The 25831-nt window shown below is 48.7% G+C and carries 28 protein-coding genes; 10 read left to right on the top strand and 18 right to left on the bottom strand.

Annotation, left to right across the window (positions count from 1 at the left end; genetic code table 11):
• Positions 1-446: 446 nt before the first annotated feature.
• On the bottom strand, positions 447-1094 hold the full coding sequence (locus BMZ71_RS03645; RefSeq protein WP_086988232.1) for an SGNH/GDSL hydrolase family protein: 648 nt from the start codon (positions 1092-1094) through the stop codon (positions 447-449).
• Positions 1095-1103: 9 nt separating this feature from the next.
• Complete coding sequence (gloA, locus tag BMZ71_RS03640; RefSeq protein ID WP_068561718.1) at positions 1104-1478, bottom strand: lactoylglutathione lyase; 375 nt, start codon at positions 1476-1478, stop codon at positions 1104-1106.
• A 147-nt stretch (positions 1479-1625) separates the two neighbouring features.
• Between gloA and BMZ71_RS03635 the strand changes: the two genes are divergently transcribed.
• A complete protein-coding gene (locus BMZ71_RS03635) occupies positions 1626-2471 on the top strand; it encodes a hypothetical protein (RefSeq protein WP_086988233.1) in 846 nt (281 codons plus the stop codon).
• A gap of 74 nt (positions 2472-2545) precedes the next feature.
• Here the strand turns inward: BMZ71_RS03635 and BMZ71_RS03630 are convergent, their stop codons facing one another.
• From BMZ71_RS03630 to BMZ71_RS03620, 3 genes are all read right to left on the bottom strand, one after another.
• Complete coding sequence (locus tag BMZ71_RS03630; protein WP_068561720.1) at positions 2546-2944, bottom strand: cytidine deaminase; 399 nt, start codon at positions 2942-2944, stop codon at positions 2546-2548.
• A 146-nt stretch (positions 2945-3090) separates the two neighbouring features.
• Positions 3091-4203 (bottom strand): iron-containing alcohol dehydrogenase family protein, encoded by a 1113-nt coding sequence (locus tag BMZ71_RS03625; RefSeq protein ID WP_177187482.1) that lies wholly within the window; start codon positions 4201-4203, stop codon positions 3091-3093.
• Positions 4204-4226: 23 nt separating this feature from the next.
• Positions 4227-4688 (bottom strand): S-ribosylhomocysteine lyase, encoded by a 462-nt coding sequence (locus BMZ71_RS03620; protein WP_068561722.1) that lies wholly within the window; start codon positions 4686-4688, stop codon positions 4227-4229.
• A gap of 179 nt (positions 4689-4867) precedes the next feature.
• Between BMZ71_RS03620 and BMZ71_RS14625 the strand changes: the two genes are divergently transcribed.
• From BMZ71_RS14625 to BMZ71_RS03610, 3 genes are read left to right on the top strand one after another with little or no spacing between them, the layout of a single operon-like run.
• The gene (locus BMZ71_RS14625; protein ID WP_143071388.1) at positions 4868-5293 is read left to right on the top strand and encodes an AEC family transporter; all 426 of its coding nucleotides are present in this window, start codon (positions 4868-4870) and stop codon (positions 5291-5293) included.
• Positions 5212-5781, top strand: a complete 570-nt coding sequence (locus BMZ71_RS03615) for an AEC family transporter (protein WP_342724306.1) — start codon at positions 5212-5214, stop codon at positions 5779-5781. Before BMZ71_RS14625 ends, BMZ71_RS03615 begins: the two co-directional genes overlap by 82 nt.
• Before the next feature lie 24 nt (positions 5782-5805).
• Positions 5806-6432, top strand: a complete 627-nt coding sequence (locus BMZ71_RS03610) for a carbonic anhydrase (protein WP_198143334.1) — start codon at positions 5806-5808, stop codon at positions 6430-6432.
• 357 nt (positions 6433-6789) lie between these two features.
• On the opposite strand, the gene BMZ71_RS03605 is transcribed toward BMZ71_RS03610, so the two are convergent.
• The 7 genes from BMZ71_RS03605 to aroF form a co-directional block, all read right to left on the bottom strand.
• Positions 6790-7347, bottom strand: a complete 558-nt coding sequence (locus BMZ71_RS03605; protein WP_068561724.1) for a hypothetical protein — start codon at positions 7345-7347, stop codon at positions 6790-6792.
• 95 nt (positions 7348-7442) lie between these two features.
• The gene (locus tag BMZ71_RS03600) at positions 7443-7967 is read right to left on the bottom strand and encodes a transcription repressor NadR (RefSeq protein WP_177187481.1); all 525 of its coding nucleotides are present in this window, start codon (positions 7965-7967) and stop codon (positions 7443-7445) included.
• 121 nt (positions 7968-8088) lie between these two features.
• A complete protein-coding gene (gene pheA / locus BMZ71_RS03595) occupies positions 8089-9234 on the bottom strand; it encodes a prephenate dehydratase (RefSeq protein ID WP_086988237.1) in 1146 nt (381 codons plus the stop codon).
• 23 nt (positions 9235-9257) lie between these two features.
• On the bottom strand, positions 9258-10355 hold the full coding sequence (aroC, locus tag BMZ71_RS03590) for a chorismate synthase (RefSeq protein ID WP_086988238.1): 1098 nt from the start codon (positions 10353-10355) through the stop codon (positions 9258-9260).
• Entirely contained in the window at positions 10352-11647 is a 1296-nt protein-coding gene (gene aroA, locus BMZ71_RS03585; protein ID WP_086988239.1) for a 3-phosphoshikimate 1-carboxyvinyltransferase, read from the bottom strand. The genes aroC and aroA overlap by 4 nt, the downstream gene beginning before the upstream one ends.
• 62 nt (positions 11648-11709) lie before the next feature.
• A complete protein-coding gene (aroB, locus tag BMZ71_RS03580; protein ID WP_086988240.1) occupies positions 11710-12783 on the bottom strand; it encodes a 3-dehydroquinate synthase in 1074 nt (357 codons plus the stop codon).
• A 107-nt stretch (positions 12784-12890) separates the two neighbouring features.
• On the bottom strand, positions 12891-13916 hold the full coding sequence (gene aroF / locus BMZ71_RS03575; RefSeq protein ID WP_086988241.1) for a 3-deoxy-7-phosphoheptulonate synthase: 1026 nt from the start codon (positions 13914-13916) through the stop codon (positions 12891-12893).
• A gap of 453 nt (positions 13917-14369) precedes the next feature.
• Between aroF and aroE the strand changes: the two genes are divergently transcribed.
• From aroE to BMZ71_RS03545, 6 genes are all read left to right on the top strand, one after another.
• A complete protein-coding gene (gene aroE / locus BMZ71_RS03570) occupies positions 14370-15179 on the top strand; it encodes a shikimate dehydrogenase (protein WP_086988242.1) in 810 nt (269 codons plus the stop codon).
• An 18-nt stretch (positions 15180-15197) separates the two neighbouring features.
• The gene (locus BMZ71_RS03565; RefSeq protein ID WP_086988243.1) at positions 15198-15728 is read left to right on the top strand and encodes a shikimate kinase; all 531 of its coding nucleotides are present in this window, start codon (positions 15198-15200) and stop codon (positions 15726-15728) included.
• Complete coding sequence (locus tag BMZ71_RS03560; protein WP_086988244.1) at positions 15712-16572, top strand: prephenate dehydrogenase; 861 nt, start codon at positions 15712-15714, stop codon at positions 16570-16572. The genes BMZ71_RS03565 and BMZ71_RS03560 overlap by 17 nt, the downstream gene beginning before the upstream one ends.
• Positions 16573-16734: 162 nt before the next feature.
• Positions 16735-17457: a DUF2238 domain-containing protein gene (locus tag BMZ71_RS03555; protein ID WP_086988245.1), complete on the top strand. Its 723-nt coding sequence runs from the start codon at positions 16735-16737 to the stop codon at positions 17455-17457.
• The gene (locus BMZ71_RS03550) at positions 17454-17897 is read left to right on the top strand and encodes a GNAT family N-acetyltransferase (RefSeq protein ID WP_086988246.1); all 444 of its coding nucleotides are present in this window, start codon (positions 17454-17456) and stop codon (positions 17895-17897) included. Before BMZ71_RS03555 ends, BMZ71_RS03550 begins: the two co-directional genes overlap by 4 nt.
• 19 nt (positions 17898-17916) lie before the next feature.
• Positions 17917-18141: a hypothetical protein gene (locus BMZ71_RS03545; RefSeq protein WP_086988247.1), complete on the top strand. Its 225-nt coding sequence runs from the start codon at positions 17917-17919 to the stop codon at positions 18139-18141.
• Positions 18142-18236: 95 nt separating this feature from the next.
• On the opposite strand, the gene BMZ71_RS03540 is transcribed toward BMZ71_RS03545, so the two are convergent.
• The 6 genes from BMZ71_RS03540 to BMZ71_RS03515 all read right to left on the bottom strand — a co-directional run bounded on the left by BMZ71_RS03540 (position 18237) and on the right by BMZ71_RS03515 (position 25764).
• A complete protein-coding gene (locus BMZ71_RS03540) occupies positions 18237-19241 on the bottom strand; it encodes a sugar kinase (protein WP_086988248.1) in 1005 nt (334 codons plus the stop codon).
• 324 nt (positions 19242-19565) lie between these two features.
• A complete protein-coding gene (locus BMZ71_RS03535; RefSeq protein ID WP_068561737.1) occupies positions 19566-20339 on the bottom strand; it encodes an IclR family transcriptional regulator in 774 nt (257 codons plus the stop codon).
• A gap of 131 nt (positions 20340-20470) precedes the next feature.
• Positions 20471-21109 (bottom strand): YrrS family protein, encoded by a 639-nt coding sequence (locus BMZ71_RS03530; RefSeq protein WP_177187480.1) that lies wholly within the window; start codon positions 21107-21109, stop codon positions 20471-20473.
• Between the two features lie 87 nt (positions 21110-21196).
• A complete protein-coding gene (locus BMZ71_RS03525) occupies positions 21197-21658 on the bottom strand; it encodes a threonine/serine exporter family protein (protein ID WP_086988250.1) in 462 nt (153 codons plus the stop codon).
• Positions 21655-22440, bottom strand: coding sequence for a threonine/serine exporter family protein (locus tag BMZ71_RS03520; protein ID WP_245734375.1), 786 nt, complete (start codon positions 22438-22440; stop codon positions 21655-21657). Before BMZ71_RS03520 ends, BMZ71_RS03525 begins: the two co-directional genes overlap by 4 nt.
• A gap of 81 nt (positions 22441-22521) precedes the next feature.
• A complete protein-coding gene (locus BMZ71_RS03515) occupies positions 22522-25764 on the bottom strand; it encodes a DEAD/DEAH box helicase (protein WP_177187479.1) in 3243 nt (1080 codons plus the stop codon).
• Positions 25765-25831: the final 67 nt, after the last annotated feature.

The raw sequence follows: 25831 nt of genomic DNA, 5'->3' as shown, positions 1-25831 counted from the left end.
AGCGGCCTTTATCGGAGGTGGTAAGACTTTGACGTTCCCTCTTCCGGCGAAGCGATCTTCGCAGAAGGAGCGGTTCTTTGGCGGTCGTCAGCTCCGGTGAACCACTCCTCGCCGGAGCTGACGGCCCCCGCCCCACTACTGAAACCACAAAAAGAAAGGGCCGGAAAGGCAAACACCTAAGTGTTCATCTTTCCGACCCATTCTTCTGATACGGCATGGGTAAACCCATGGATGGGACTGTTCACAGCAGTCACCATCAAACATCCACATCCTGTGGTTGTGCAAGCACGTATGTCCCGTTTGATTTGCAATCACTTCGCCGCTTGCGCGGAATGGGCGAACCCACCTGATTGCTCGTCGCCTCATCGCATGTAAAACATCTTATCATGCAGAAACCAAGAAAGCAAGTCTTTTCTTTTAGTTGCATACACCTGACGAACTGGCCCTTACTTTTTGCCCCCCTGGTCAAATTGCTTCAGCCAAGCATCGGCGATGAGCTGGTGGCCTTTTTTGGTCGGATGGACGCCGTCATTCGATAATGTTTCATAGCCATCGATAGCACCAATTGCATTCAGATAAGCATCCAACCCAATCCATTCAGCATCGAATTCTTCGGCTAGGCGTTTGACGATTTCCTGTTTCGGATCCAAATCAACCCGCCAAGTTTTGCGGTCTTCCGGATAAGGGAAGACAAAGGGCTCCATCAGAATGAGCCGTGCATCCGACTTTTTCCGCAAGGAGGCCAGCAAGTGGCGGTAATGCATCTCGAACTGCTCAGCCCCCGCCTCGGTCGCGAACACCGTTTCATCGCCGACATTGTGCCACGTATCATTAATGCCAATCAACAAAGTGACGACATCGGGTTCGAGCGAAACACAGTCTGCGTGCCATCTTTCCGCTATGTCCAAGATTCGGTTCCCGCTGATGCCGCGGTTGATCAGCTGGTAGCGTTCGGAATCATCCCTGTCCGCAAGATCCTTCGCTATCAAAGCTACATAGCCTTTTCCCAACGAATCAGGATTGTTTCGGTTGCGGCCGACGTCGGTGATGCTGTCGCCGATGAAAAGCAATTTCCGCTTGGTCGTTTTCTCCATAAGGCCCTCCTAATTGTTCTGGATGACTTCGACCTTATAGCCATCCGGATCGGTGATGAAGTAATATCTTACTGAAGAATCAGGCAAACCTTTATAGTCGGTCACATTGAATCCGGCTGCCACCTGTTTGTCATGAAGGGCTTCAAATTCGTCCACCCCGATTGCGATATGTCCATAACCGTCACCGATGTTGTAAGGTTCGTGATCGTAATTGTAGGTCAGCTCCAACTCATAATCATCGCCTTCCAAGCCTAAATAGACGATAGAAAATTTGTGCTCAGGGTAATCCAGCTTCTTTTTCTCGCGGAAATCAAAAGCCTCTTTGTAGAATGCAATCGATTTGTCCAAGTGCTGCACGCGAATGCAAGTATGTAACATTTTCATTATGCTGTCATTCCTCTCATTTATACTGTCTTTATCATACCGAATTATTGCCTCCAATACAAAATGTTTGTCGGAAAAATAACCTTGCTATATCCAACAAACTGAATTATTCTAGAAGTTAGTTACTAGCGAGAAGGAGAAAATCCAATGAAGATATGTATCTATTGCCACAATCGTATCCCGAAAGAAGCTTTAATCTGTCCCATGTGCGGGTCGGATGTTTCCGGTTCGGAAGCGATCCCTCAAGATGCGTTTTATCAGTCCACTTTGTTCGAGGAGTCTACAGAACATATTTTAGATGTTATGGCTGATGATGAAGCGTACTCAGAAGCGACTTCGCGCGCTGAAAAACAATCCTTCACTTTTAATGAGGCCAAACATAAAGCCACCCGCTACATCCGTTTTCTGTGGAAAAAAATGAAAGACCCCGCGGAGACCAGAAAATCACGCAGAGAAAGTCACAACCTTTACGGTTACTTCACCTTCGTCCTTTCAGCATTGCTTTCGGCCGGATTAGTGACGCGCATTGCAGTTGCATTGACAAAACAATATGACCTGCTTTCGCAGATTTCCTTGTTGCCATCCGTCACTTTTCAAATCGAACCAGTTGTTTGGTTCATGAAGAATTTCCTGCTGTTCCTGACATTCTATTATCTCTATCCCCTGCTGGCGTATCTGATCAAAACATTCTTTTTGCACAGACGTCATGCCTTACACAACTGGATGACGCAATATGCGGGAATGAACGCTTTTGGCTTGTTGCTGTTAAGCGCTGCGTTTGTGATTAGCCTGATTGCCCCAATTTTGATGGCGATACCGGTGCTTTTACTGTTTTTGGTTCATCTATCCAGCTATCTGGTGACATTCATCGCAAGCCTGTACCAAACAATCAATGAAACCAAACGGGATACCCTTTACCTTTGCCTCGGCGGCATCAGCGCTCATTTGCTGCTGGTGATGACGTTCGCCTACTTGCTGTTTCTGAAAATGTAGGATCACAAAACGACGCATCCGCTCCAAAACAAAACAACTGCTGCCCACCTTGGACTGGTGGGCAGCAGTTGTTTTTACATATTTAATTCTGTAAAGGCATACGGAACCAGTTCTTTGATCGTCAGATCCTTGATTTTCCCGTGCTTGTTGGATAGATAGACTGGTGTTTCATAGCCGCACAACTCCACCATCACCTGTCGGCAGATACTGCACGGTGGAAGGAATGTATCTGTGTCGCCCGCTATGGCGATGGCAGCTACATCCTCTTTACGGTAGCCTCGTGTCACACCTGTGAATAAGGCAGTCCGTTCTGCGCAGTTGGTGGCGCCGAAGGAAACATTTTCCACATTTACGCCTTCAATCACTGCCCCGTCCTTGTAGAGGACTGCCGCCCCTACCGGAAAATGCGAATACGGGCTGTATGCATGCTGCATGGCGACTCTTGCTCTGGACACTAATTCTTCACTGTTCATCGACGTTCCCTCGCTTATCATATATGGGTATTTTTCTGACGGTAAATGTTCGTGTTTACAGTATACCGATTATTTCAGAATTTGCCAAATCGAAAAGACCAGCAACCCGGTTAGAACAGTGGACGTTCGGATACTGAGCGCTTGGATCAAAGTTTCGGCAAATTCGCCATGTACTTATCAAGTGCTTGAATTGCTTCCGCCATCAAAACGGCAGTGACTTCATACGGCAGGCCGTGCACCGGTGCTTCAGGTTTGGTCGACAGACGGGCGATTTCCATGATGTCTTCTGCATCCAGTCTGTCCAAATGCAGATCAGAAAGGCTCTTCGGAATATCTAGGTGTTCATAGAACGGGATAAGATTGTCGATTTCCGCCCATTTCTTCTCATAAGCCAATTGCACCATGATGCCATAGGCTACTTTATGGCCGTGCAGGAAATGATGCGATTCGGGGAAATTAGTGATGGCATCGTGGATTTCATGGGCGATTGTCGTACGCGCAAAAGCGTCACCCATCCCCCCGACCATTCCGCTTATGGAAGTGATCACTTCCGTCAGTTTCACAAAAGCTTCCGTCACTTCGCCTGCTTCCAGGCTCGCGATCGCCAATTCAGCGTGATCCAAAATGCTTTGTCTGCAGATAGAAGCTGCTTGGCGCGCCATCATCAGCATCGGCTGCTGCGCATTCTCAGGCAGCGAAAGGATTTCATCCGATTCGTACCATTTGGCCAGCGTATCCGCCAATCCGGCCACAAAGAAATCCTTCGGCGAATCGATGATCAAGCGCGGTTCCAACAACAAAAGCGAAGCTTGTTGCTGCAGGAAATCATAGCGGATAAATACGCCTTCCTCAGTGTACATGACACTCAACGGTGTCCAAGGCGCGCAATTGCTCGCCAATGTGGGAATCATCACACTCAGGATGCAACCCGCTTTCGCGGCAGCGTATTTCACGGCATCCATGATTTTTCCGCCACCGACACCGATGATTGCATCGCAATCGTTTTGTGAAGCCAAGCGGACAATGCGATCGACTTCTTCATAACTGCATTCGCCCGAAAAAGCCAGTTCAGAAATCGAAAAGTCAGTTTTGTAGAGAGCTTCAAGGTACGGGCGGGCTTTTTGCCAAGATACGGCTCCATGCACAATCAAAATATTTTTTACGAAGCGTTCTTCCAAACGTTTCGGTAAAGTCGACAGAACACCCTCTCTGCATTCGTATTCTTGCGGTCCTGTTCTTACGATCAATTCTTTAGTCATTGCAGATTCTCCTTTCTCGTTATCTAGACTGTGCGCGTGAAAGGGTCGCGGCTGATACCGGCTGCCAACACTTGCTTCGCGTATTCTTGTGCGCCGAACAAGGAATGATCGCGGTAATTTCCGCATTCCTTTGCGGTCGTTGCCGGAACGACTGTCGTTTCCAATACAATCTGCAGCACTTTTTCCAAAGCAGAAGCGATTTCTTCCGGAGTATGTTCACCCCAACAGATCATGTAAAACCCGGTACGGCAACCCATCGGTGACAAATCGATGACGCCATCCACATAATCACGGATATTGATCGCCAAAAGGTGTTCCAAGGTGTGCAGAGCCCCTGTCGGTAAAGCATCCTGGTTGGGTTGCACAAAACGCAGATCGAATTTTGTGACGATCGCTCCCGTTTGGTGCACTTCATAGCCTGCTTGGCGGACATACGGAGCCTTCACCAAATCGTGGTCCAATTCAAAACTCTCTACTTTAGCCATTTATATTTCTCCATTCCTCAGCTCAACTCGCTGTTGTTTGTTTTACGATGCATACCAGTACATTATACTAGACATTTATGAGATTTTCCTTAAAATTATATCACGTGGTGTGTTATCATGTTAGGAAAAGAAAAAGACTGAACCTAAGTTCTCGTAGACGAAAGGAGTGCCGCACCACTTTGATAAGCATCGTTTTTCAACAATTGCTGACCATGTTCAGCATCATGTTCTTTGGTTTTCTTCTGATCCGATCAAATGTCATCAATAGCGAGGGTACGCGTCAGATATCGACCATTCTTACCCTGTTTGTGATGCCTGCGACTATGATCACCTCGTTTAACGCCGATTTTGACGCAAAGCGGTTGAAGCTGTTGTTATGGGCGACTTTAGCGGCTTTTCTGACGATTTCCATCCGCGCAGCCATTGCCCATGTGCTGCTGAAAAAAGAGGATCGCATCGATAAATATGCCACACAGTTTTCCCGAATGCTGGCTTCGTCGGTATACCATTGGTACTCGCGACGGTGGGCTATGAGGGCGTCTTTTTCATGTCCGGCTACATCATGGCAAACAACGTCACCCAGTGGACTTATGGCCAATATCTGATATCCGGCGACAAAAAAGCGATGACGCTGCGGCAAACCATCCTTAATCCCGGCATGATCGGGGCTGCCATCGGTTTGTGCATCTACATTAGTCGCCTGCCGGTACCTGAGTTTCTCTGGAAGTCAGTCGACAGCTTGGCAGCGTTGAATACACCACTGGCCATGATCATTCTTGGTAGCTACATCGCCAACAGTAATTTTTCGGAATTATTGGCGTTCCCGAAAGCGTATTGGACTACTTTCCTCCGTTTGATCGTCACCGCCCTCATCTCGATCGGCATCATTTATTTGCTGCCAATCGATGACTATATGGTGGAAATCGTCCTGACTATCGCTTCCTGTGCACCGGCTGCAACGAATACCGCCATTCTTGGCCGGCTGTTCGGCGGCGACTACGAATATGGAGCGCGTCTCGTAGTATTGACCACTTTATTGTCCTTATTCACCATCCCGATCATCGTGCAATTCGCACAAGTGTTGTTCGGATAATTATTTCAGAAAGAAGGTATGAGCTTGGATAAGTTATTAAAAGGTATCGTCAATTTCAGGAGGAGGGATTTTGAATCTCATCGTGAGTTGTTCAAAGGATTAAAAAGTTCCCAAAAACCTCATACCCTCTTCATTTCCTGTTCCGATTCACGCATCGATCCGAACATGATTACCGGAACGTTGCCAGGCGAATTGTTCATCATCCGCAACATCGCCAACATCGCTCCGCCTTACCGGGTCTCTTCGGAATATTTGGCGACGACATCCGCCATCGAGTACGCTGTGCTCGCACTTGGCGTTGAGAATATCATCATCTGCGGCCATTCGAACTGCGGCGGCTGTGCTGCTTGCCTATATCCCGAGGGTAAACTGGATGATTTGCCGCATACGCGCAAGTGGCTGGAACTCATTCACCCCGTCCGCGATCGTGTACTGAAAGAAATTCCGGAATCCGAACCCGAGGCGCGTGCCTGGATGATGGAACAAGGGAATGTCTTGGAGCAGCTGAAACATTTGATTAGCCATCCTTACATCGCCGAAAGGATGGAGGCCGACAAGCTACAGATAAGCGGTTGGCACTATATCATAGAGACTGGCGAAATTTTCATCTATGATCCCAACTTATGCGAATTTTTGCTTGCGAATGGTTAAGTCATGCATCTAAAATGATGTCTAGCTTCACGGGTTAGCCCTTCGGAAATTAGATAAATCTGTCCTATTGCGCTCTTCGATGCTCAGTCGGACAGATTTCCTAAATTTCTTTCAGGGCTGAACGAACCCGTTCAGCTTTTCTTACTGGCTGAATGATTGGCTGTCGGTTATCTGGCTGGCTGTGGACACGGAACAGTAGACAGATGGCTGCTTTCTCGACTGTTCACGATGAATCACGCTCGGAATGCCCGACAGCCAGGGCGGCAGCTGTTGTACTCTTCAGACACCCCAATAATAAAAGGACGCATCCGGTACTTGAAGCCGGATGCGTCCTTTTTATTTCATTCATTTTCCGATCTACACCGAACGTACAGGCAGGGCTTTTTTCCCGACTGTTTTCCAGACGACTTGGGCCAACCAGTAATCGACCATGCTGTGGATGACGGTTCCTACGCCTACCAACAGCATGACGGAAGAAATCAGACCTTTATCATAGTACGCTTCCGTAAGGTTTCCTGCAAAGTAGAACAGGCTTACGACAATGACCTCACAGCCAGCATGCAATACACCAAGAACGAAGCTGAACAGCAATGATTTTTTGATGTCATGAGCCATTTCCGGATGCTTTTGGATATATTTTGCGCCGACATAAGAAAAGATCATATGCGTTGCCGCACGCAGAACTACGACCAACGGAAAGCCTCCTAACATGAAGCCGACAGCTGTTCCGAAGGCAACCGCAACCGCAATGCCTGGCGAAAGGAACATAGCAATCATCGTTGCCACATGGCTAGCCAAGGTGAAGGATGCCGGTTCCAGAATAATTTTCAAAGGGGAAATCATCGGTATCAGGATCCCTATCGCAATCAGTAGAGCAGCTATCGTAATGTGTTTCGTTTGTGTACGTGTATTCATTCGGCCAATCCCTCCAAAGATGTTTACAACTGTCTTGACAGTTGTAATATATTATATAATCTTTTCAGGAGTTGTCAAGCTTATTCTCAGGTAGCTTACCCGGAATACAGGATTCCCGCTTCCTGCAGTTCCATTTTGATGCGCAGGAAGGTTTCTTCATCGTTACAAGCAAGTGTATGCAGATGCACGCCGCCTGTCAGCGAAGACAGCATCGCCGCTTCGTTTGAGGCAATTCTTTTCATAAAATCGATGACATCGTGGCGCGATCGAATATACAGTTCTCCTGTCAATGTGCCATAGACAGGATGCTCGACTTGAACGTCAACGACCTCGCCACCGTTGTCTACGATAATGTTCAGTTCAGTGACTGTATCGGATTGCGAATGCTGACAGGCAATTTTCCCCGTGAACAGGCTGCCTTCACCTTTAAAGGCACTCGCGGATAGATAGCCTCGCGGTGTTGCCAGGATTTCAATCCCTTTGGCACGGATCAATGCGATATCCCCCACGATGACCTGACGGCTGACCGATAATCTTTCAGCCAGTTGGGTGGCGTTCACCGGTTGATCGCTGGCTTCCAATAATTTGATGATTTCATTCCGTCTCTCTGCTGCTTTCAATAAACTCACCCTTCCCTAACGCTTTCTCTTCTTAATAGTACCCATTTTTGATCTGGACTGCAAGATTCGAAAAACAAAAAGCCAGCAACGCACCGCACAAGGCAGGTATTGCTGGCTTTTCTTATTTATTTTCCGTTGCGGCGATGTAGCAGCCCAATAAACGGAAATAGACGCTGCTTCGATGAATGAAGCGCAGGGCTTCGTGGACGTTTTCATCGGAGATGTTGCCTTCAAAATCCAGGTACAGCAGGTATTCCCACTTTTCCCCTTCGACCGGGCGGGATTCGATTTTGATCAGATTGATATGATACCTCGCGAAATGACGCAGCAGCTTGAAAAGCGTTCCGGCCTGATTGTCCAAGGAAAATACTACACTGACTTTATTGCAGCGCGGATTCGACTCAAGATCTTTGCCGACGATGATGAAGCGCGTTGTATTTTCACTTTGATTCTGGATGCTCTCCGCCAAAATGGAGAGCCCGTGGATCGCTGCGGCTCTTCTGCTGGCGATGGCACCCTTGTGCACATCGCCGGAATCCTTCACCATTTTGGCGCTGTCGGATGTGCTGTGGAATGGAATCTGACGCCACTGTTCATGGTCCTTGAAATAATCGGTTGATTGCTGGAAGCCTTGTGGGTGCGAATAGACTTCCTCTATCTGATCAAGGCTGGTCTCTTCCAGGCCGATCAGATGCTGTTCGATTTTGACGTATTGCTCGCCCACTATGGAAAGTCCATATTTGTACAACAGGTCGAGCACTTGTGAAATCGCACCAGTAGAGGAATTTTCCACAGGCAGAACACCATAATCGATTTCTCCGTTCTGGATACCTATAAATAATGATTCGAAGGTATGGTAGTTTTTCGGATCCACAGGCGCTTCTTTAAAATAATCCAGCATCGCTTCTTCGCAGAAGGATCCCGTTTCCCCGAAATAACCGATCTGCGCCTGCTGCTTTGGTTCGTGGATTGCAAAAATCTGCTCATAATCGTTCGCGGCTGCCCGGATATCCTTCTGGACCTCCTTCGAAAGATCCATGATCGTATCCAGGAAATGATGGGTCTGCACCGCAAACTCCTCACTCTTCAGATGGGTAAGATTCTGTTCCACTACACGCTGCTCCCGGCTTTCATCAAAAATGGGCAAATCGTGGGCCCGCTTGTAATTACCGATAGCCTGGGAAAGCTGCATCCGTTTCTCGAACAGCGCCACTAGCTCCCGGTCAAGAGCATCCAACTCTTTACGATAGTCTTCTAAATCCGTCATACTCGCCTTCCACTCCGTTCATCCTAGTCGTATTTGTAGAATTTTGAATCCAACAGCAGATCCAGGATTGCGATCGCCGTCACGGCCTCCAATACAGGGATGGCGCGCGGTACGATGATTGGATCGTGTCTGCCCTCAACCGATAATTCAGCAGCCGTTTTGTCTTCGATATTGATGGTTTGCTGCACCTTTGTGATGGATGCTGGCGGCTTGATGGCAACTTTGTAGATGATCGGCATGCCGTCCGTGATGCCCCCCAAAATACCACCGTTATGGTTCGTACGGGTCTTGATCTGATCGCCGTCATAGTAGTAGGAATCATTCGCTTCCGATCCCAGCATCTCTGCGATACCGAAGCCGCTTCCGAACTCCAATCCTTTGATGGCAGGCACGGAGAATAGAATGTGCGCCAGAACGGACTCAACGGAATCAAAGAATGGGTTGCCGACTCCGGCTGGGATGCCCAATACGCAGATTTCCGCAGTACCGCCGACGGAATCGCCGCTGGCTTTCGCTTCACGGATCAGATTACGCATCTCTTCTTCAAGCGACTCGTTCAATAAAGGCAGTTCTTTACCGGCAAAGCTCTTCAGCATTTCAGGTGTGACTTCCGTATTAAGGAAGCTGTCGTCCTGGATTTTGGCAACGCTCTTGACGTGGCCGCCGATGGTGATGCCTTGTTTTTCAAGCAATTGCTTCGCAATCGCACCAGCAAATACTAACGGTGCCGTGATTCGGCCCGAGAAATGGCCGCTGCCGCGGTAATCATTGAAGCCGTCGTAACGGACATATCCTGGATAGTCGGCCTGTCCGGGACGCATCAACTTCTTCATCTGGCTGTAGTCCTTGGAGCGCGTATCGCTGTTGCGGATGATCGCCGCAAGCGGGCTACCTGTCGTCATGTCGTTGAAGTAACCGCTCAAGATTTCAGGCTGATCTTTTTCTTTCCTTGGCGTCGTCAAAGCTCCTTGGCCTGGCGCTCTCCGTTTCATTTCTTCCAGAACTTTATCCATATCTATTTCATGGCCTGGCGGCAGACCGTCGATGGTGACACCGATCGCCGAACCATGTGATTCTCCGAAAATGGATACCTTTAATTTATTCCCAAATACACCACTCATTGTATCTTGCCTCCTATTGCTTTATAGTCTTCCCAAAAATCCGGATACGATTTTGAAACGCACTCGGCATCCGTGATCGTGATCGGCTGTTCGCACACTGTCGCAGCGATCGCCAACATCATGGCGATGCGATGGTCTTTGTAGCTCCAGACCGTCTCTTTGCCCTTCAGCGATTTAACGCCATGGATCAGCAGGCCTTCCGGCAACTCTTCGATGTCAGCGCCCAGTTTCTTCAATTCGCTGGCTGTTGCTTGCAGACGATCACATTCTTTGATGCGCAGTCTGCCGGCATTGATGATTTCCGTTTTGCCTTCGCTCAGACATGCTGTCAACGCGACGACCGGAATGATGTCGGGGCATTGCGACGCATCGATCAGCGTACCGTGCAGCCCCTTTGTCCCGGTGCCGATCAGGCCATTGCTTTGCTTTTCGAAAGAAACGCCCATCGCTTCCAGAATGGAGACGACAGCGCGATCGCCCTGCAGCGAATCCATCGAGAGATCGTCCACCAACAAGTCGTTGCCCAATGCATCAGCGCAAAGGAAGAAGGCCGCTTGGGAATAATCCCCTTCGACGCGGTAATCCGTCGCTTTGTAGGACTGTCCTCCCGAAATCCGGAAGAGTTGATGGCCAACGTTTTCGATGGTCACACCGAAAGCACTCATGACATCCAGCGTTAAATCGATATAGCCGATTGATTCAAGCGGCGTCGTGATTTTGATGACCGAGTCTCCATCCAACAACGGTAAGGTGAACAAGAGACCCGTTATGAATTGTGAGCTGACATTCCCAGGAAATGAGAAATGACCCGGTTTCAGGTTGCCGTCCACTACCAAATCAAGTTCGCCTTCAGTCGGTTTGTAAGTGATACCTTGTTCCTCGAAAATATCGTAGAAGATCGTCAATGGACGTTTGCCCAGATTCCCTCTGCCGACGAAGCGGCTCGCGCCTTGGAAAAGTGTCGAAATCGGCACAACAAAACGCAGCGTCGAACCGGATTCATTGCAGTCGATCAGGTGCTCAGCGGTCGTTGCGCTCTCAGCAACTTTTGCTTCTGTGACGTATTGGCCCGCGCCGGTGATCGTCAAGGCGCTGCCTTCCTGCTCAATGATTGCCCCGAATGCCTTCATGGCCTCTATAGTTGCGATGATGTCATCCGAAAGCGCGATGTTGTCGATTTTGCAGGTGCCGTCGGAAAGTGCGGCACAGATGACAGCTCGGTGCGCCAAACTCTTTGAAGGCGGGACAGTCACTGTTCCCGATAGCTTATGTGGCTGTATCGTCAAATCCATGGTAATCCTCCTGTTTGTTTCTTCGATTTTATTTCTGCTGTTTCTTCTATATAGTATTCGTTCTAGATGTTCTCCAGACCATCAAAGAAAGCGATGGTTTCGTTCTGGACGTAGCTGTTTCCGATTTCCTTCAACAGGATCACTTTCAGATGGTTATCCAAATTCTTTTTGTCCAATGTCATGATCGCCAACAAGCTGTCCAAGTCGAATTCCCCTATGTTGAGCTCCGTAGGCAATCCGACTTGTTTCGCCAATGCTTTGATGGCAGCTGCCGTTCCCGGTTTGGTGAAGCCTTTTTTCTCGGAAAGACGTGTGATGGCGACCATGCCGATCGCGACCGCTTCTCCGTGCGAGTATTTCGAATAATGGGTGTACGTTTCCAAAGCATGGGCAATTGTGTGGCCAAAGTTCAGCAGCATCCGTTCGCCGGTATCCTTTTCATCCTCTTCCACGACTCTGCGCTTGATGTCGCAGCACGTGTAGAGGATTTTTTCGATGTGCGCCATCAACTCTTCACGGGTATGCAGTGTCTGCAAGAAACTGAAGAATTCAGCGTCCTTGATGCAGCCGTACTTGATGACTTCGCCTAGACCGTCACGGAAAAAGTGATCCGACAACGTGTTCAGCATTTCCGGATCGATGAATACTTTCTTCGGTTGATAGAAAGCTCCGACCAGATTCTTACCTCTTGCCAAGTCTACGCCGACCTTGCCTCCGATGCTGCTGTCCACTTGAGCCAATAAGGAAGTCGGAATCTGGATGAATGGGACACCGCGCAGGAAGCTTGCAGCTGCAAACCCCGCAAGATCCCCGATGACGCCGCCACCCAAGGCAATAATCAGCTCACTCCGATTCAGTTGAAAATCCAATAATTGGTCATAGATCTGCGGCAGCATCTGAAAGTCTTTCGTCTGCTCGCCAGCTGGCAAGACAACCACAAGCGTCTCGTAACCGGCAGCCTGAAGCCCTTCCTCCAACTGTGCTCCGTAATGCGCATTGACGTTGTGATCCGTGATGACGGCAATCTTCTTACCGCTGTATATCTTCTTGATTTCTTGCGGAAGACGGTGGCGCAAGCCATTCTCAATCAAGATCGTATAGCTGCTTTTGCCGAGTCCAACATGTAATTCAGCCATTGAATCACTCCTTATTCAGATTAGGTTAAAAGAAAAACGGAACGGGTTCTTTCCAGGCTTACCCGTGAAGCTAGGCAACGCATTGAAATGCGCCGAAAGTGTTTCCTTTATTTTACCGCATCCAATTGCTTTCCTTCAATGGCAATCAACTGTTTTACGACAGCCATCAACTCATCAAACTCATTCGGGTTCAGACACTGTTGGCCATCACTCCATGCGTTCTCAGGATCGTGATGAATTTCGACCATCAGACCGTTCGCGCCGGACATGACTGCCGATTTGGACATGGATGGCACGAGGTAAGCAGAACCGCCCGCGTGGCTTGGATCGATGACGATCGGCAAGTGGGATAATTTCTGGATGACCGGAACGGCTTGGATATCCAAGGTATTGCGTGTTTCCGTTTCAAATGTGCGGATTCCACGTTCGCAAAGGATGACGTTCTCGTTCCCTTCGGACATGATGTATTCAGCAGACATCAACCATTCATCGTAAGTTGCAGACAAACCACGCTTCAACAGGACAGGCGTCTTCGTCTTGCCGACTTCTTTCAACAGATCGAAATTCTGCATGTTACGGGCGCCGATTTGGATCATATCGACATCCGCCTCAAATGCATCTACGAATTTCGTGGACATCAATTCGGTTACGATCGGCAAGCCCGTCGCTTCCTTCGCCAATTTCAATAAACGCAAGCCTTCCAATTCCAAACCTTGGAAGCTGTATGGGGATGTGCGCGGCTTGAAGGCTCCACCGCGGAGGAAGTTAGCGCCTGCCGCTTTTGCGCGTTGCGCGATGCTGATGATCTGTTCTTCACCTTCAACGGAACAAGGCCCTGCGATCACTCCGAAGTATCCATTACCGATACGCTGTCCGTCAATTTCGACGACTGTATCGTCCGGATGGAATTTACGGTTTGCTTTTTTGTAAGGCTCTTGAACTTTCAACACGCGTTCGACGATATGATGTTGCTGGATGGTGTCCATCGATACTTTCGAAGTGTCCCCTACCAAACCCAATATCGTCATTGTTTCGCCGACTACCGGACTCACGATGACCCCTTTGTCTGTTAAGCGTTTTGTCAGTTCGTCGATTTCCTCTTTTTTGGCCGTTTTCTTCAAAATGATGATCATGTCTTGTTCCTCCTAGTATGTTTTTGCTTTAAAAAAATAAAAAGCGGTGCCCATATGATATGAGCACCGCGTTAAGCTTCGTTATCCAAAAATGCTGTTGCCTGACGATCCGTCCTGCAAACTATTTTCCGCATCCCCTGATGTTTCTCATATTCGCTCTATGCAATTTTTTCCAAACAAAATATCCAGCGCTAAAATAGAAGCCCCAGAATGTAAAGTATGTAAAGTAAAAGTTTGTTTGTAAAAGATTGATAGCATGCGTGGAACCCATCGGATGACCTCTTCTCTTGTGTATCATTTAACCAGCTGAACTCATAATGAAAACGACTGATTTCCATCATTATAACAAACGCTCTAATCATTGCAAGAGTTTTTTAATTTTTTTTTAATTTGATCTGGGTATTGAAATTTAGATGGCGATAATCTACACTTTCCTAAAAGGAGTGAAACCTGATGCAATTTTTCGGACTATTCGGCGAACATTTGAGCCACAGCTATTCAGAAAGGATCCATTCGACTTTTTTTGATCTGATCGGAATGAATGCCGGTTATAAACATATTGAATTATCCCCTATCGAACTCGAAGCAGCGATAGAAGGAATCCGCGTGCTTCAGTTCGTCGGAGTCAACGTGACGATTCCCTACAAACAGACGGTGATGCCTTACTTGGATGAGATCACCCCCGAAGCGACGCGCATCGGTGCTGTCAACACGATCAAGGTAAAAGAAGGTAAACTGTACGGTGCTAATACCGATTATTATGGATTCGGAACTATGTTGGCTTCGCACAGCATCGCAGTCGAAAACCAGACGGCAATGGTATTGGGTTTCGGAGGTTCGGCAAAAGCTGTCGTTCTATACTTATTGGATAATGGCATCAATAACATTATCATCGTTTCACGGAAAAAAGGCGCTCTCACGGATATTCCGGACGATCCGCGCATCTCCTTGATGAGTTATGATGAGATAACGGACATCTCAGGCGATCTGATCATCAACACGACACCGCTCGGCATGTTCCCTGACAAAATCGGCATCAGTGCGGTACCATTGGAAGTGATCTGTCATTTCAGTGCGGCAGTAGATCTGATCTACAACCCACAGGAAACCGAATTCCTCCGTTTGGCAAAAACAGCCGGCCTGAAGACCTGCAATGGATTGGAAATGTTGGTGCACCAGGGAATCAAATCCCAGGAAATCTGGCTGGAACGGCCTTTCGAACTTGCAGTGAACCAAGAAATCTATGACAAAATCACACAATAACGGGAATAGGTGAAGGATTTGGGAAAAAATATCATCCTGATCGGAATGCCTGGTGCAGGCAAGACGACTTTAGGTAAATTATTAAGCAATATAACCGGTTTCCGTTTCATCGACTCGGATGCCTTCATTGAGGAGAAGACCGGTGAGAGCATCACCGACCTCTTCCAGATTGGAGAGGACTATTTCCGTAATATCGAATCGGATGCCTATAAGGAAATTGCCGATTCCGAAGATACGATCGTGAGCACAGGCGGCGGTGTCGTCAAACGCAGTGAAAATATCGTGGCTTTGAAAAAGAGCGGAACAGTCTATTATATTGACCGCGCAGTCGAAGACATCACGCATGACATCGAAGTTTCTCATCGTCCACTCTTAAAGGACGGCCTGGAACGGCTCCATGCGCTGAAGGCCGAACGCGAGGCTTTGTATCAAGACGCTGCGGATTTCGTCGTCAAGAACGACAAACCGTTGGAAGAGATCGCCGCTGAAATTGTTGCGTGCCACTTTGGAGCAGGAAAGGAAGGATCAGCCCATGACAACCCTCAATAAGGAACTAAACATCACGATCGTCGGTCTGGGCGTAATCGGCGGGTCTTTCGCGATGGCCCTTCACGATGCCGGCTACCGCAATCTTTACGGGGTCGACATCGACCAAGCGACGCTGGACAAGGCCAAAGCGCAGCGACTCATCAAGGAGGGCTATCAGGATGGCAAAGACATCCTACCGCAATCGGATTTGGTGATTTTTTCGCTCTATCCCCGTCTGGTGCACGACTTCATCGTTACCCATAAGCAGTACTTCAAGCCGGGCTCGATTCTAACGGATGCGACGGGTATCAAAAAGTTCTTCATCGAAGATATCCTGTCGGTTTTGCCTGACTCGATCGACTTTGTCTTCGGTCATCCGATGGCAGGACGTGAAAAAAAAGGCATCGATTTCGCCAGTAGTTCCGTCTACAAAAATGCGAATTACATCTTGACACCGCTCCCTTCCAACAAAGAGGAGAACCTTGCCTTCATGGAAGCTTTGATCATGGAGATGGGGTTCGGGAGGATCACGCGCATCTCTGCCGATTACCATGACGAAATGATAGCCTTCACCAGCCAGTTGCCGCACGCGATCGCCGTGGCGTTGGTCAACAGCGATGTCGAAGGCCGCGAAACGGAGAAATTTACCGGCGACAGTTACCGCGAATTGACCCGGATCGCCAAAATCAACGAAGAACTGTGGAGTGAACTTTTTCTTGAGAACAAAGAGTATTTGCTGAAGAGCATCCAGACGTTCGAGGATCAGCTCTACCTGATCAAGGCGGCTATCAAGAACGACGACAGCGTTGCCCTGAAGCAGCTCTTCATCCAGTCCACGAAGCGACGGGAAAAGTTCGACAGATGATGGTTTGCTTTCATTATACAAGCAATGACAAAAAGGATGCCGTAATGGTATCCTTTTTACTTAGCATCCAAGGGCTTCGGCAAGTTGCGTATTGCCCTGAAGTCGACTAAAATAAAAGTAGTGTATTGATATTTCGAATAACCGAAAGAAGGCTGAAAAACCATGCGTGAGAAGCTGAAAAAATTCAGTTATTTAGTCATCCTGTTCATTTTTGCGAGTTTTATCCTGATCACTGGATATGAATTTGTAAGGTTCCTCCAAACGAGAGGCACAGAAAAGCAAACGGAGCATTTCTTGCGGCTCGTTCAAGCAGGCTTTGGATTGGTTGCGCTGCTCTTCCCTTCGCTCCTGCGGAAGCATACCCGAATCCTTTTACCTCAAAGAATCACCTTCATCTATGCCGTGTTTCTCTATTTGGCGCTCTTGCTGGGCAGTCTTGGCGGGTTCTATGACACGGTTGCCGAATGGGATACCCTCCAGCATGCCTTGAGTTCCGCTCTGTTCGCGGTGCTTGGATTTTCCGTCATCGCCAACCTGCAGGAGGGCGGCATCGAAAGATTGAATCTGACACCGGTTTTGTCTTCGCTTTTTTCTTTCTGTCTGGCTACGACACTGGGAGTGCTCTGGGAATTCTATGAGTATTTCGCCGACAGCGTCATGGGTCAGAATACCCAACGGACTGCCACAGTCGATGGTATCCCTCTGATCGGGCAAGCAGCTTTGTCGGATACGATGGGTGACCTGATCGTGAACTGCAGCGCCGCAGCAATCGTCGCTATCCTGGGCTACTTCGCCTTGAAAAGCAGCGGCAATTGGATGGAATCGTATCTCATCACCTTTGATACAGAACCAGAAAATAACAAACGAATAAGGGGTAAAAAATGATTACTATACGGAATCTTTCCATAGATAATATCGAAGACGCGCTTGCCTTATCCGTCGATGATTGGCAGCGCAAATACGTCCGGCCGAACGCTGAAATGATCGCGTTGGCCTATGTCGGACCGCAAGAATTATTCCCGATCGCCCTATACGCGGGGGAAGAGCTGGTCGGCTTGGCGTTCGTCAAAAAAGAACAAAAGGCGGCGATCATGACGCTCGAACAGATTATGATCGGCCACCCTTTCCAATCCAAAAGTTTCGGTTCCGAAAGTCTCCGGGAAATCGCCAAATGGATTGAAACGCAATTCAGCTGCTCGCTGCTGCAGGCATCCGTCCAGATTGGTAACCAATGGGGACGCGAAACGCTTGAAAACGCAGGCTTCATGAAGCGCGCCACCGATCTCGAAAAACGCGAAATCGAAATGATCTATATCATCAAATGAAAACAATGGGGGATACAAAATGAAACCTGGACAATACGAAGCTTATATCAAATGGCGCGACAGTATGGTCGATTTTTCGGAGGACCTCGGCGAGGACGAGGCGGCGCATACACTCATCTGGGCTGCCTCCGATCCGGAAGCCCGCGATGACTTCAATCTGTTGTTGGCTTCCATGACGCTCGACCAAGTGAGCTACCACGAAATGAAGCAGATGGAGTTGCAATACGACTGCGAATTCATCTGACTTTGAGAGCATTCCGACTCTATAGCCGAAAGAAGAAGAAAAAAGCAAGCATCCGGTTTTTTGACCGAATGCTTGCTTTTTTAATGTCTATTTTCTTATCTTTTGATCGCACCGGACTCTGAATTCTTGAAGTCTTCCACTTCTTCTGCGGAAAACTGGTTGCAGTCTCCGTGGATCGTGTGTTTCATGCTGGATGCAGCAATTGCGAAATCAACGGTATGCTCGGCTGTATATCCGGAAAGAATCCCGTGCAGAATCCCTGCCGCATATGCATCCCCGCCGCCGACCCGGTCAACGATCGGTGTGATCGTGTGCACGTTCGAAAAAGTGGTTTCCCCTTTGCGCCACATCGTTCCTTGGAGCACATTGTGGCTGGCGGAATGCACCTGACGGATAGTGGAGTAGAAGACTTCGATGTTCGGATATTTTTCCGCCATCTTCTCATAATAATACGTCACATCTTCCTGCTCGCTTGTATTTTCCGGAATCCCCATCAGATACAAAGCATCCAATTTACCCGCGGAAAGATAGTCGGTCAACGGCAAGACCTGCTCCAGGAAAGCCCCGCATTCAGCTTGCGTCCATAGTTTGGCGCGGTAATTGATGTCGAAACTGACTTTTATCCCGCGTCTTTTCGCTTCCCGCACCAAATCGACCGACCACGCGGCCCACTCCTTGGTGAGCGCGGCAGTTACGCCGGAAATATGGAACAGGTTCACGTCCTCGAACAGCTCGTCGAAATCCCATTCCAAAGCTTCCATGCTGGAAAAACTTGAATGGGCACGGTCATAGACCACCGAAGCGGCACGTTCCCCCACGCCACTTTCCAAATAATAGGTGCCGAGGCGTTCGCCGCCCTTTCTCAGCAAAGCAGTACAAATTCCGTAGCTCTTCAGATGTTTCCGGACCGCAACCCCCAATGGATTGGCCGGCACTTTGCTTGCGAAAGCCACTTCATGCCCGAAATTCGCCAGACTGATGCCGACGTTCGCTTCCCCGCCGCCGTAATGCCCGGTGAAATTTGTGGAATAGGTCATCAATGTTCCTGGATCTGTAGATAGGCGCAACATGATTTCACCCAATGTCAAAATTTTACTCATCTTTTCGCACGCTCCCGATTATATTGTTAGTTTTCATGAACGCGGTTACATTCTTCTTTCCGGTATGATGCAACCGACCTGAAATGCAGGACATAAAACCCATTTAGTTTCCATATAGGAAATATAGTTTTCTTTTAGGAAATACCTTGGTTTCATTATACGGTTTCCTTTTGGTTATTTCAACACCTATGTGAGCGAATTTCTATTTTATTGACATTTGAACTGCAGACCGTCACCTACAAACGCGAACACCAAATCAATAATCATACCATCCTAAACCAAAAAAACTGCCTCGCTTGAGACAGCTCCGTCCTTCTTCAATTGTCAGCCAAAAGTTTTCGTCTTGCCCAATTCGGCCAGCAGGTTCTTTTTTGTTTCCAGCACTTTCGCGATGGTCTTCTCGCGATCGAAACGGTATTTCGGCGTACTGACGCTGAACGCGCCATAGAGTTTGTTGTCGACCACAAGCGCAGCCCCGATGCAGATGACATCCAGATCGTTTTCTTCATCATCAGTTGCAAAACCGGCCATCCTAACGTTCCTGATTTCCTCTTTCAAAACAGCGCGATCTGTTATCGTGTTCGGTGTGTCCGCGACCAGTTCGACTCGCCCTAGATAGGCCTCCAACTCCTCTTCACTGAACACAGCCAGCATCGCCTTGCCCATGGCCGAACTGTAGAGATGGTTGGTGTTGCCGATCCGGGAATTGATGTTCGCAATCGCTTTTTGTGTCTCCAATTTGTTGACGTAGAGGACCTCATCCTTGTCCAGGATGCCTAAGTGAACCGTTTCATCCAGACCGGCCTGCAGATTCCGCAGATAAGGCTCGGTGATTTTGATGATGTCCAGATTCGCCAGCCGGTTGTTCGCATGGCGGATCAGCGCGCTGCCCAAGGTAAAACGCTTCGTCTGCTCATCTTTTTCCACGTATCCGATCAAAAGCAATGTGTCCAGAATTTTCAGTGCCGTCGGACTGGACAGTCCCGTGTTGGCTGCAATGACGGCCAGGCTCTGGGCTTCTTTGCTGTTTGACAGATGATCGATGATCTTAGCGGCTTTCAGCAAGACTGTTCCGTAAGGTTTTTTCTCTTCTTCCATTTTTTGACACTCCTCAACTGTTTCCTATTCAGAAACAGTTTACCCCAAAACGAACATTTCGTACAGAATCATTTCTAAATAAGCAACGCGAAAAAAGACGCCCTGTAAAATAGAGCGCCTTCGTGTGTTGATCAATTGTTCGGTATTTCGTTCAGCTCTTCCACAAGCGTAACTTGCCAGCCTTCGCCGTCGACCCATTTGAGTTGGACGCGCGCGATTTTCTCTTTCTGTGTATCCGAGACTGTGGCAGTGACTTGCTGGTCGCCGGCATTGCCGATCCACCATTCAATCATATTATCGGCGCTGATGCCTGTTGCGGCGGCAACAGCTTGCTTAATTTCGATGCGGTCAGCAGATCCGTCGGTGTAATCGGTAGCGCTGTGCTCACCGGTTTGGGACGTTCCGATCGGTTCCCAATCGCCGGTGTATGCTTTTGCGACGTTCTCATCGGTTGATGGCACTTCTTTTGTTTCCGCCTCGTCATCTTCTTCCGGCTCTTCTGTATCGCTACTTTGCTCTTTTTCCGAAGAATCTTTGGCTGAGTCGGACGTTTTGCTGGAATCATCCGATTCGGTGATGATCCTGTTTTGTGAATTCGTTTGATTATTGGCCGCTATGGATGGTGTTTCATCATTTCCGTAAAAAATGTTATAGAGCAGCACGAGCCCCAAAAATGCGGCTGCGATGATTCCTACAACGACAAGCAGGTTATTGCGTTTATGATTTCGGTGTAATTCTTGTCTGGTCGGTTTTTGATTGTTCTCTGACATGCAGTTGCCTCCTTCTGAATGATACAAGTTTATCATGTTTGCGATACGGAAACGTTAAATCCAGTTTACAACTCTGTGTCACAAAACCTATTTGACCGGACTGTTCTTCTTGGATGCCTTTATCCTGGACAAGAGCCCGAAAAGGCTGTCAACAATGAAGATCGCCAGCGCGATGGCACCCGATATCTGCAGCGTGAGGACCAAGTGCTGCTGCGCCACTGCATAATCTTTGTTGATGAAGGAATATACCGATTGATAAACGCCTGTTCCGGGAACCAAGGTGATGAAGGCAGGGATAAAATAGATCGTCACAGGCGTCTTCAGAAAACGCGCTAACAGGTGCGCGATCCAGGCAATGAACAGACTGGCCATAAAAGTGGCTGCGACGATATCCATGAACAATAGGCCGACAAGGTAGACACCCCAACCTAACCCACCTGCCAAAGCGCCATAACGCAAAGTCCGTTTTGGTGCTTCCAAAGTGACGGCGATAAAGAAAACGGCCACGAAAGCAACGACCATTTCCAAAGCAATTTGCAGCACACTCACCGGATCACCTCGCCGCCGACGACCAAGCCGGCACCGATGCCGATCGCAATGAATATCGCGATCACAAAGGCCTCCAATATTTTTGCAGCTCCCGACATGTAGTCCCCGCGGAAAGTATCACGGATGCCGTTCGTCAATACCGTTCCCGGCAACAATGGCATGATGGCACTGATGATGATCGTATCCGGTTGAATCGGAAAGGTCAACAGCTCGGACAAAATGGCCGTCATCACAGCAATTACGAAACTGGAGACCAGGTTTTGGATGAATGGGCGGATTTTCCATTTGACCGCGGTGTGCAGTACAAACGAAACTGTGGCGCTGACCGGAAGCATCGCCAAAAAGTCGTAAAAGGTGCCACCCATCAAAAAGATGAACAATTGGATAAAGCCGATCAGAGCAAAGCTTTTCTGACGCCTGCTGTATTGGATTTCGTCGATGTTCTGCAGCGCATCGTAAGCCTCTTGGATCGTCAATCTGTCTTCGACGAAATTCCGCGAAACGGCATTGACACGGGACACCCTGTTCAGGTTCGTCGTGCGTTCGGTAATCCGTTTGACGACCGTAATCGCATGCATATTCGGACTGTCGAGCGTAGCCACCAGCCCGGTGGTCAAAGCCAATGCTTCGGTCATCTGCAGCCCGGTCTTCTTCAAGATGCGTGTCACCGTATCCTCGACACGGTACGTTTCCGCGTTGCTTTCAAGCATGATTTGTCCGGCCAGGACCGCTGTATCCATGTATAATTCAAAATCCATTTCCGGATTAGGTGTATCCGTCATCCAAATCCCCCTTCCTTCTCAAAACATTATTGGCTTGTGCGCAGCCTGCGAGCAGCCCACGCCGATTCATTATAGCAAGATCTATATTTCCAGCAGCTGCATCAATTCTTCCTTCGACAAGGAGGTGACCGATTGGCCGCCAGCCTGGATGACGGAATCGATCATTTCGCGTTTTTTCGCCTGCAATTCATTGATCCGTTCCTCAATTGTACCGGTCGCGATCAGGCGAACGACCTGCACGACCTTTTTCTGGCCGAAACGGTGCACGCGGTCGGTCGCCTGGCTCTCGACCGCAGGGTTCCACCAGGAATCATAAAGGATGACGGTATCCCCTCCAGTCAAGTTAAGGCCGGTCCCGCCAGCCTTCAGGGAAATCAGGAAAAGATCCTTTTCGCCTTCGTTGAAGCGGGTCGTCAAAGCCAGCCGGTCCTGATTCGGCGTCTGGCCATCGAGATAGAAATAGGCTTCGCTCGTTTCATCCAGTTTCTCACGGATGATTGCCAGCATTTGCGTGAACTGGGAGAACAACACGACGCGTCTGCCGTTCTCTTTGGCTTCCGCCAAATATTCCATCAGCCTGTCCAATTTCCCGGAACCACCTGTGTAGTCGGCCATGACCAAAGCCGGATCGCAACAGATTTGGCGCAGGCGTGTCAGGCCCGCCAAGATTTTGATCCGGTTCTCGTTCAGCGTATCCGCATCCAGCATCTCTTTCGTTTCCTGGCGCATCAACTGCAGCTGCGACAAGTAGACGGTCTTTTGTTTTTCGGTCATTTCGATGTAGGAAATCGATTCGATTTTCGGCGGCAGATCCTTCAGCACATCAGCTTTCAGTCTGCGCAGGATGAACGGTTTGACTTTCTTGGCAATCTGCGCCGGATCCATCTGTTTGAAGTCCTTTTTCGTCCCGAACAGTCCGGGCTGCGCGATGCTGAAAATGGTGTAGAGTTCGGACAACGCGTTTTCGACAGGCGTCCCACTCAAAGCGATTTTGTTGTTGGCGTTCAGCGCGGAAGCCGCTTTTGTCGTCTTCGCTGTGGCGTTTTTGACGCTCTGGGCTTCATCGAGGATGACGGTACGGAAAGCCAGCCCCTCATAAAGATCCTCATCGCGCTGAAGCAAGGGATAGGAGGTGATCCATACCGGAATATTTTCTGCGATTGCAGTTGCGATCGTGTCCCTTCTTTCGCTCTTCATGCCGGTGATGAGCCGGGTTTTGATGTCTGGCGCGAACTGTTGGAATTCCTTTTGCCAATTGTAGAGCACACTGGAAGGGCAGATGACCAAATAAGGTTTGGTGTCGCCTTTCCCGAGCGAGCCGGCGATGAAGCTGATGACTTGCAGCGTTTTGCCGAGCCCCATGTCGTCCGCAAGGATGCCGCCGAAGCCGTAGTGATCGAGCCCCTTTAGCCATTTGTATCCTGTTTCCTGATACGGGCGCAAAGTCGCTGTCAAATCCTCAGGCAGTTCGAAGTCGATTTTTTCGGGCCTCTCCATCCGATTGATGAGCGTCATGAAATCCTCATCCTGGTGGACGACCCCCGCATTGGTATCCACACCGAACGCCTTATAGAGCGGCAGTGACATCTCTTTTTTCAGATCCTTCAAAGGTACGTCCAGCTGCACGACCGCATCGGTCAGCTCCTTGATTTCCTTTTGGCGCAAATTAACGATTTTCCCGTTTGATAGGCGGTGATAGTTTTTGTTCTGGGCGATCTGCCTGACCATCTGTTTCAGGTCCTCCACATTGATTTCATCGGTGCTGAACGTCACATCCAAAAGACGTGACTGGCTGTTGACTTCGATGGCGACTTTCGGCGGCCTGCTGGGTTGGTAAAGCAGGTTCTCAACGGCTGCTGTCGTGAATATTCCGCAGTGCGGAGCTAGTTTTTCCAGGCCTTCGTAAAGGAACGACATGATGTCGTCCAGGGCATCCAGATAGAGCAATCCATCAAACTTTAACGCATTATTTGCACAATCGCTGAACGTTTGGATCATGATGCTTTCGGCAATCCGATCCCTGATGACCGTATCCGGAGTCAAATCTTTATGGGCCAAGCCTTCTTTTGCGGCATCAATCTTTATTTCCCCGTAATTGAGAAACAATTCCATGATCAGCTTTTCCTGTTTCCAGTCCAGATAAAGTTCCGCCTTCAATGGGAAGCGTTGGTAGGTCGATTGCACGGATTCCGCTAGCGAGATGGTCACAAGCTTCTGCAAAGCCGGCACAGCTATCGCCAAGAAATCACCCGCGGAGTCCGGTGCGATATGCAAGCCTTCATGCCCGGATTGTGAAATGGCTGTATAGATACTGTTTAAACGGTCCTTCATGCTTTCGGTCAAAAAGTAGAAATTTCCGTCAATCAGGAAGATGTCCGCCTGGTTGAAAAAAATATTCTCGGATGAAACTTCCGTTGTTTCTTCAAAGAGAAGCCCTCCCTTCGGCAATTCACTCAGCGCGAAACTGATCGGAAGCTGATCAAAATCCTGCACCAGTTGTTCCGGCAACAACGCTCTCCCTTGGGTCTGGTAGGGATTTGTTTTGATGAAAACAAGCGGACAATTCGCCAGCTTTTCCAATAATTTCTTCACCATGCTCGCCGGAATTGTGATTTCTTTGCGATCCTCGCTCGATCGATAGTCGCGAGCGGATGTGGCCGAAGCATCGATGATTTGCTTCAAAAGAAGAAAAATTGCACGGTCTTCCGCTGATAATTCATGTTTGTCCGGCGAAAAAGTGAATTTTTTCCCGAACGGAAGCTCTTTCCCAACCAACATACATTTGATGACATAGTCGCAATCCTTCACCAGATAAAACTGCCCGGCGCCTACCCGCATCTTCAGGCTGTAGTGTTGGCCATAGCGCAGGTCGGACATGACCATCGTATATTCCACTTGGATCGGCACCCTGTCGAACAGGTTGTTCTCCTCAAGCAATTCGAATTGAAGCACGTCCAGCAAACGTTTCGTCTGTTCGACATCGTAGCTGCTGGACTTATTGGCTATAGCTGTTGGTTTACTTGCGGTTTTCCGTTCCTTCCTGTAGTCCGAAGAAGAATTGAGGATCGCCAAAAGGAAGGCCACAACATGTTTGCAAGGCCCCGGATAGCTTTCGAAGGCCGGGCAGGAACAATAGTAATCATCGATTTCTGCATATTCATCCAGATAAACCTCTACTTCGTACTTTTTTGTCCCTTTGATATCTGCGTAAAAGGCATTTTCAGCACTGTTGGCTGTGTATTGCCGCAGTGCCCCGCTTTCAAACAATTGCATCCCTTTCTGGAAGGTCGTGTTGCTGTATGTCATATCCTTTATTTCTTGCATATTGTATCCCACTGAAATCATTCTCGGTCCACATCCTCGCTCGCTTAGTCTTTATAAGTTTACCATA

This window comes from Trichococcus flocculiformis (genome assembly GCF_900113645.1).
In the GTDB taxonomy this organism is placed as follows: Bacteria; Bacillota; Bacilli; order Lactobacillales; family Aerococcaceae; genus Trichococcus; species Trichococcus flocculiformis.
This window is presented reverse-complemented; position numbering and strand designations above follow the sequence as displayed.

What these genes read in the sequence shown, in the direction of transcription:
- BMZ71_RS03560 (WP_086988244.1), top strand. Translation starts at nt 15,712, where the DNA reads ATGACAACCCTCAATAAGGAACTAAACATCACGATCGTCGGTCTGGGC.
- aroC (WP_086988238.1), bottom strand. Translation starts at nt 10,355, where the DNA reads ATGAGTGGTGTATTTGGGAATAAATTAAAGGTATCCATTTTCGGAGAA.
- gloA (WP_068561718.1), bottom strand. Translation starts at nt 1,478, where the DNA reads ATGAAAATGTTACATACTTGCATTCGCGTGCAGCACTTGGACAAATCG.
- BMZ71_RS03540 (WP_086988248.1), bottom strand. Translation starts at nt 19,241, where the DNA reads ATGAGTAAAATTTTGACATTGGGTGAAATCATGTTGCGCCTATCTACA.
- BMZ71_RS03605 (WP_068561724.1), bottom strand. Translation starts at nt 7,347, where the DNA reads ATGAATACACGTACACAAACGAAACACATTACGATAGCTGCTCTACTG.
- BMZ71_RS03555 (WP_086988245.1), top strand. Translation starts at nt 16,735, where the DNA reads ATGCGTGAGAAGCTGAAAAAATTCAGTTATTTAGTCATCCTGTTCATT.
- BMZ71_RS03645 (WP_086988232.1), bottom strand. Translation starts at nt 1,094, where the DNA reads ATGGAGAAAACGACCAAGCGGAAATTGCTTTTCATCGGCGACAGCATC.
- aroF (WP_086988241.1), bottom strand. Translation starts at nt 13,916, where the DNA reads ATGATCATCATTTTGAAGAAAACGGCCAAAAAAGAGGAAATCGACGAA.
- BMZ71_RS03635 (WP_086988233.1), top strand. Translation starts at nt 1,626, where the DNA reads ATGAAGATATGTATCTATTGCCACAATCGTATCCCGAAAGAAGCTTTA.
- BMZ71_RS03535 (WP_068561737.1), bottom strand. Translation starts at nt 20,339, where the DNA reads ATGGAAGAAGAGAAAAAACCTTACGGAACAGTCTTGCTGAAAGCCGCT.
- BMZ71_RS03545 (WP_086988247.1), top strand. Translation starts at nt 17,917, where the DNA reads ATGAAACCTGGACAATACGAAGCTTATATCAAATGGCGCGACAGTATG.
- pheA (WP_086988237.1), bottom strand. Translation starts at nt 9,234, where the DNA reads ATGACGGATTTAGAAGACTATCGTAAAGAGTTGGATGCTCTTGACCGG.
- aroB (WP_086988240.1), bottom strand. Translation starts at nt 12,783, where the DNA reads ATGGCTGAATTACATGTTGGACTCGGCAAAAGCAGCTATACGATCTTG.
- BMZ71_RS03625 (WP_177187482.1), bottom strand. Translation starts at nt 4,203, where the DNA reads ATGACTAAAGAATTGATCGTAAGAACAGGACCGCAAGAATACGAATGC.
- aroE (WP_086988242.1), top strand. Translation starts at nt 14,370, where the DNA reads ATGCAATTTTTCGGACTATTCGGCGAACATTTGAGCCACAGCTATTCA.
- aroA (WP_086988239.1), bottom strand. Translation starts at nt 11,647, where the DNA reads ATGGATTTGACGATACAGCCACATAAGCTATCGGGAACAGTGACTGTC.
- BMZ71_RS03630 (WP_068561720.1), bottom strand. Translation starts at nt 2,944, where the DNA reads ATGAACAGTGAAGAATTAGTGTCCAGAGCAAGAGTCGCCATGCAGCAT.
- BMZ71_RS03620 (WP_068561722.1), bottom strand. Translation starts at nt 4,688, where the DNA reads ATGGCTAAAGTAGAGAGTTTTGAATTGGACCACGATTTGGTGAAGGCT.
- BMZ71_RS03520 (WP_245734375.1), bottom strand. Translation starts at nt 22,440, where the DNA reads ATGACGGATACACCTAATCCGGAAATGGATTTTGAATTATACATGGAT.
- BMZ71_RS03515 (WP_177187479.1), bottom strand. Translation starts at nt 25,764, where the DNA reads ATGCAAGAAATAAAGGATATGACATACAGCAACACGACCTTCCAGAAA.
- BMZ71_RS03550 (WP_086988246.1), top strand. Translation starts at nt 17,454, where the DNA reads ATGATTACTATACGGAATCTTTCCATAGATAATATCGAAGACGCGCTT.
- BMZ71_RS03530 (WP_177187480.1), bottom strand. Translation starts at nt 21,109, where the DNA reads ATGTCAGAGAACAATCAAAAACCGACCAGACAAGAATTACACCGAAAT.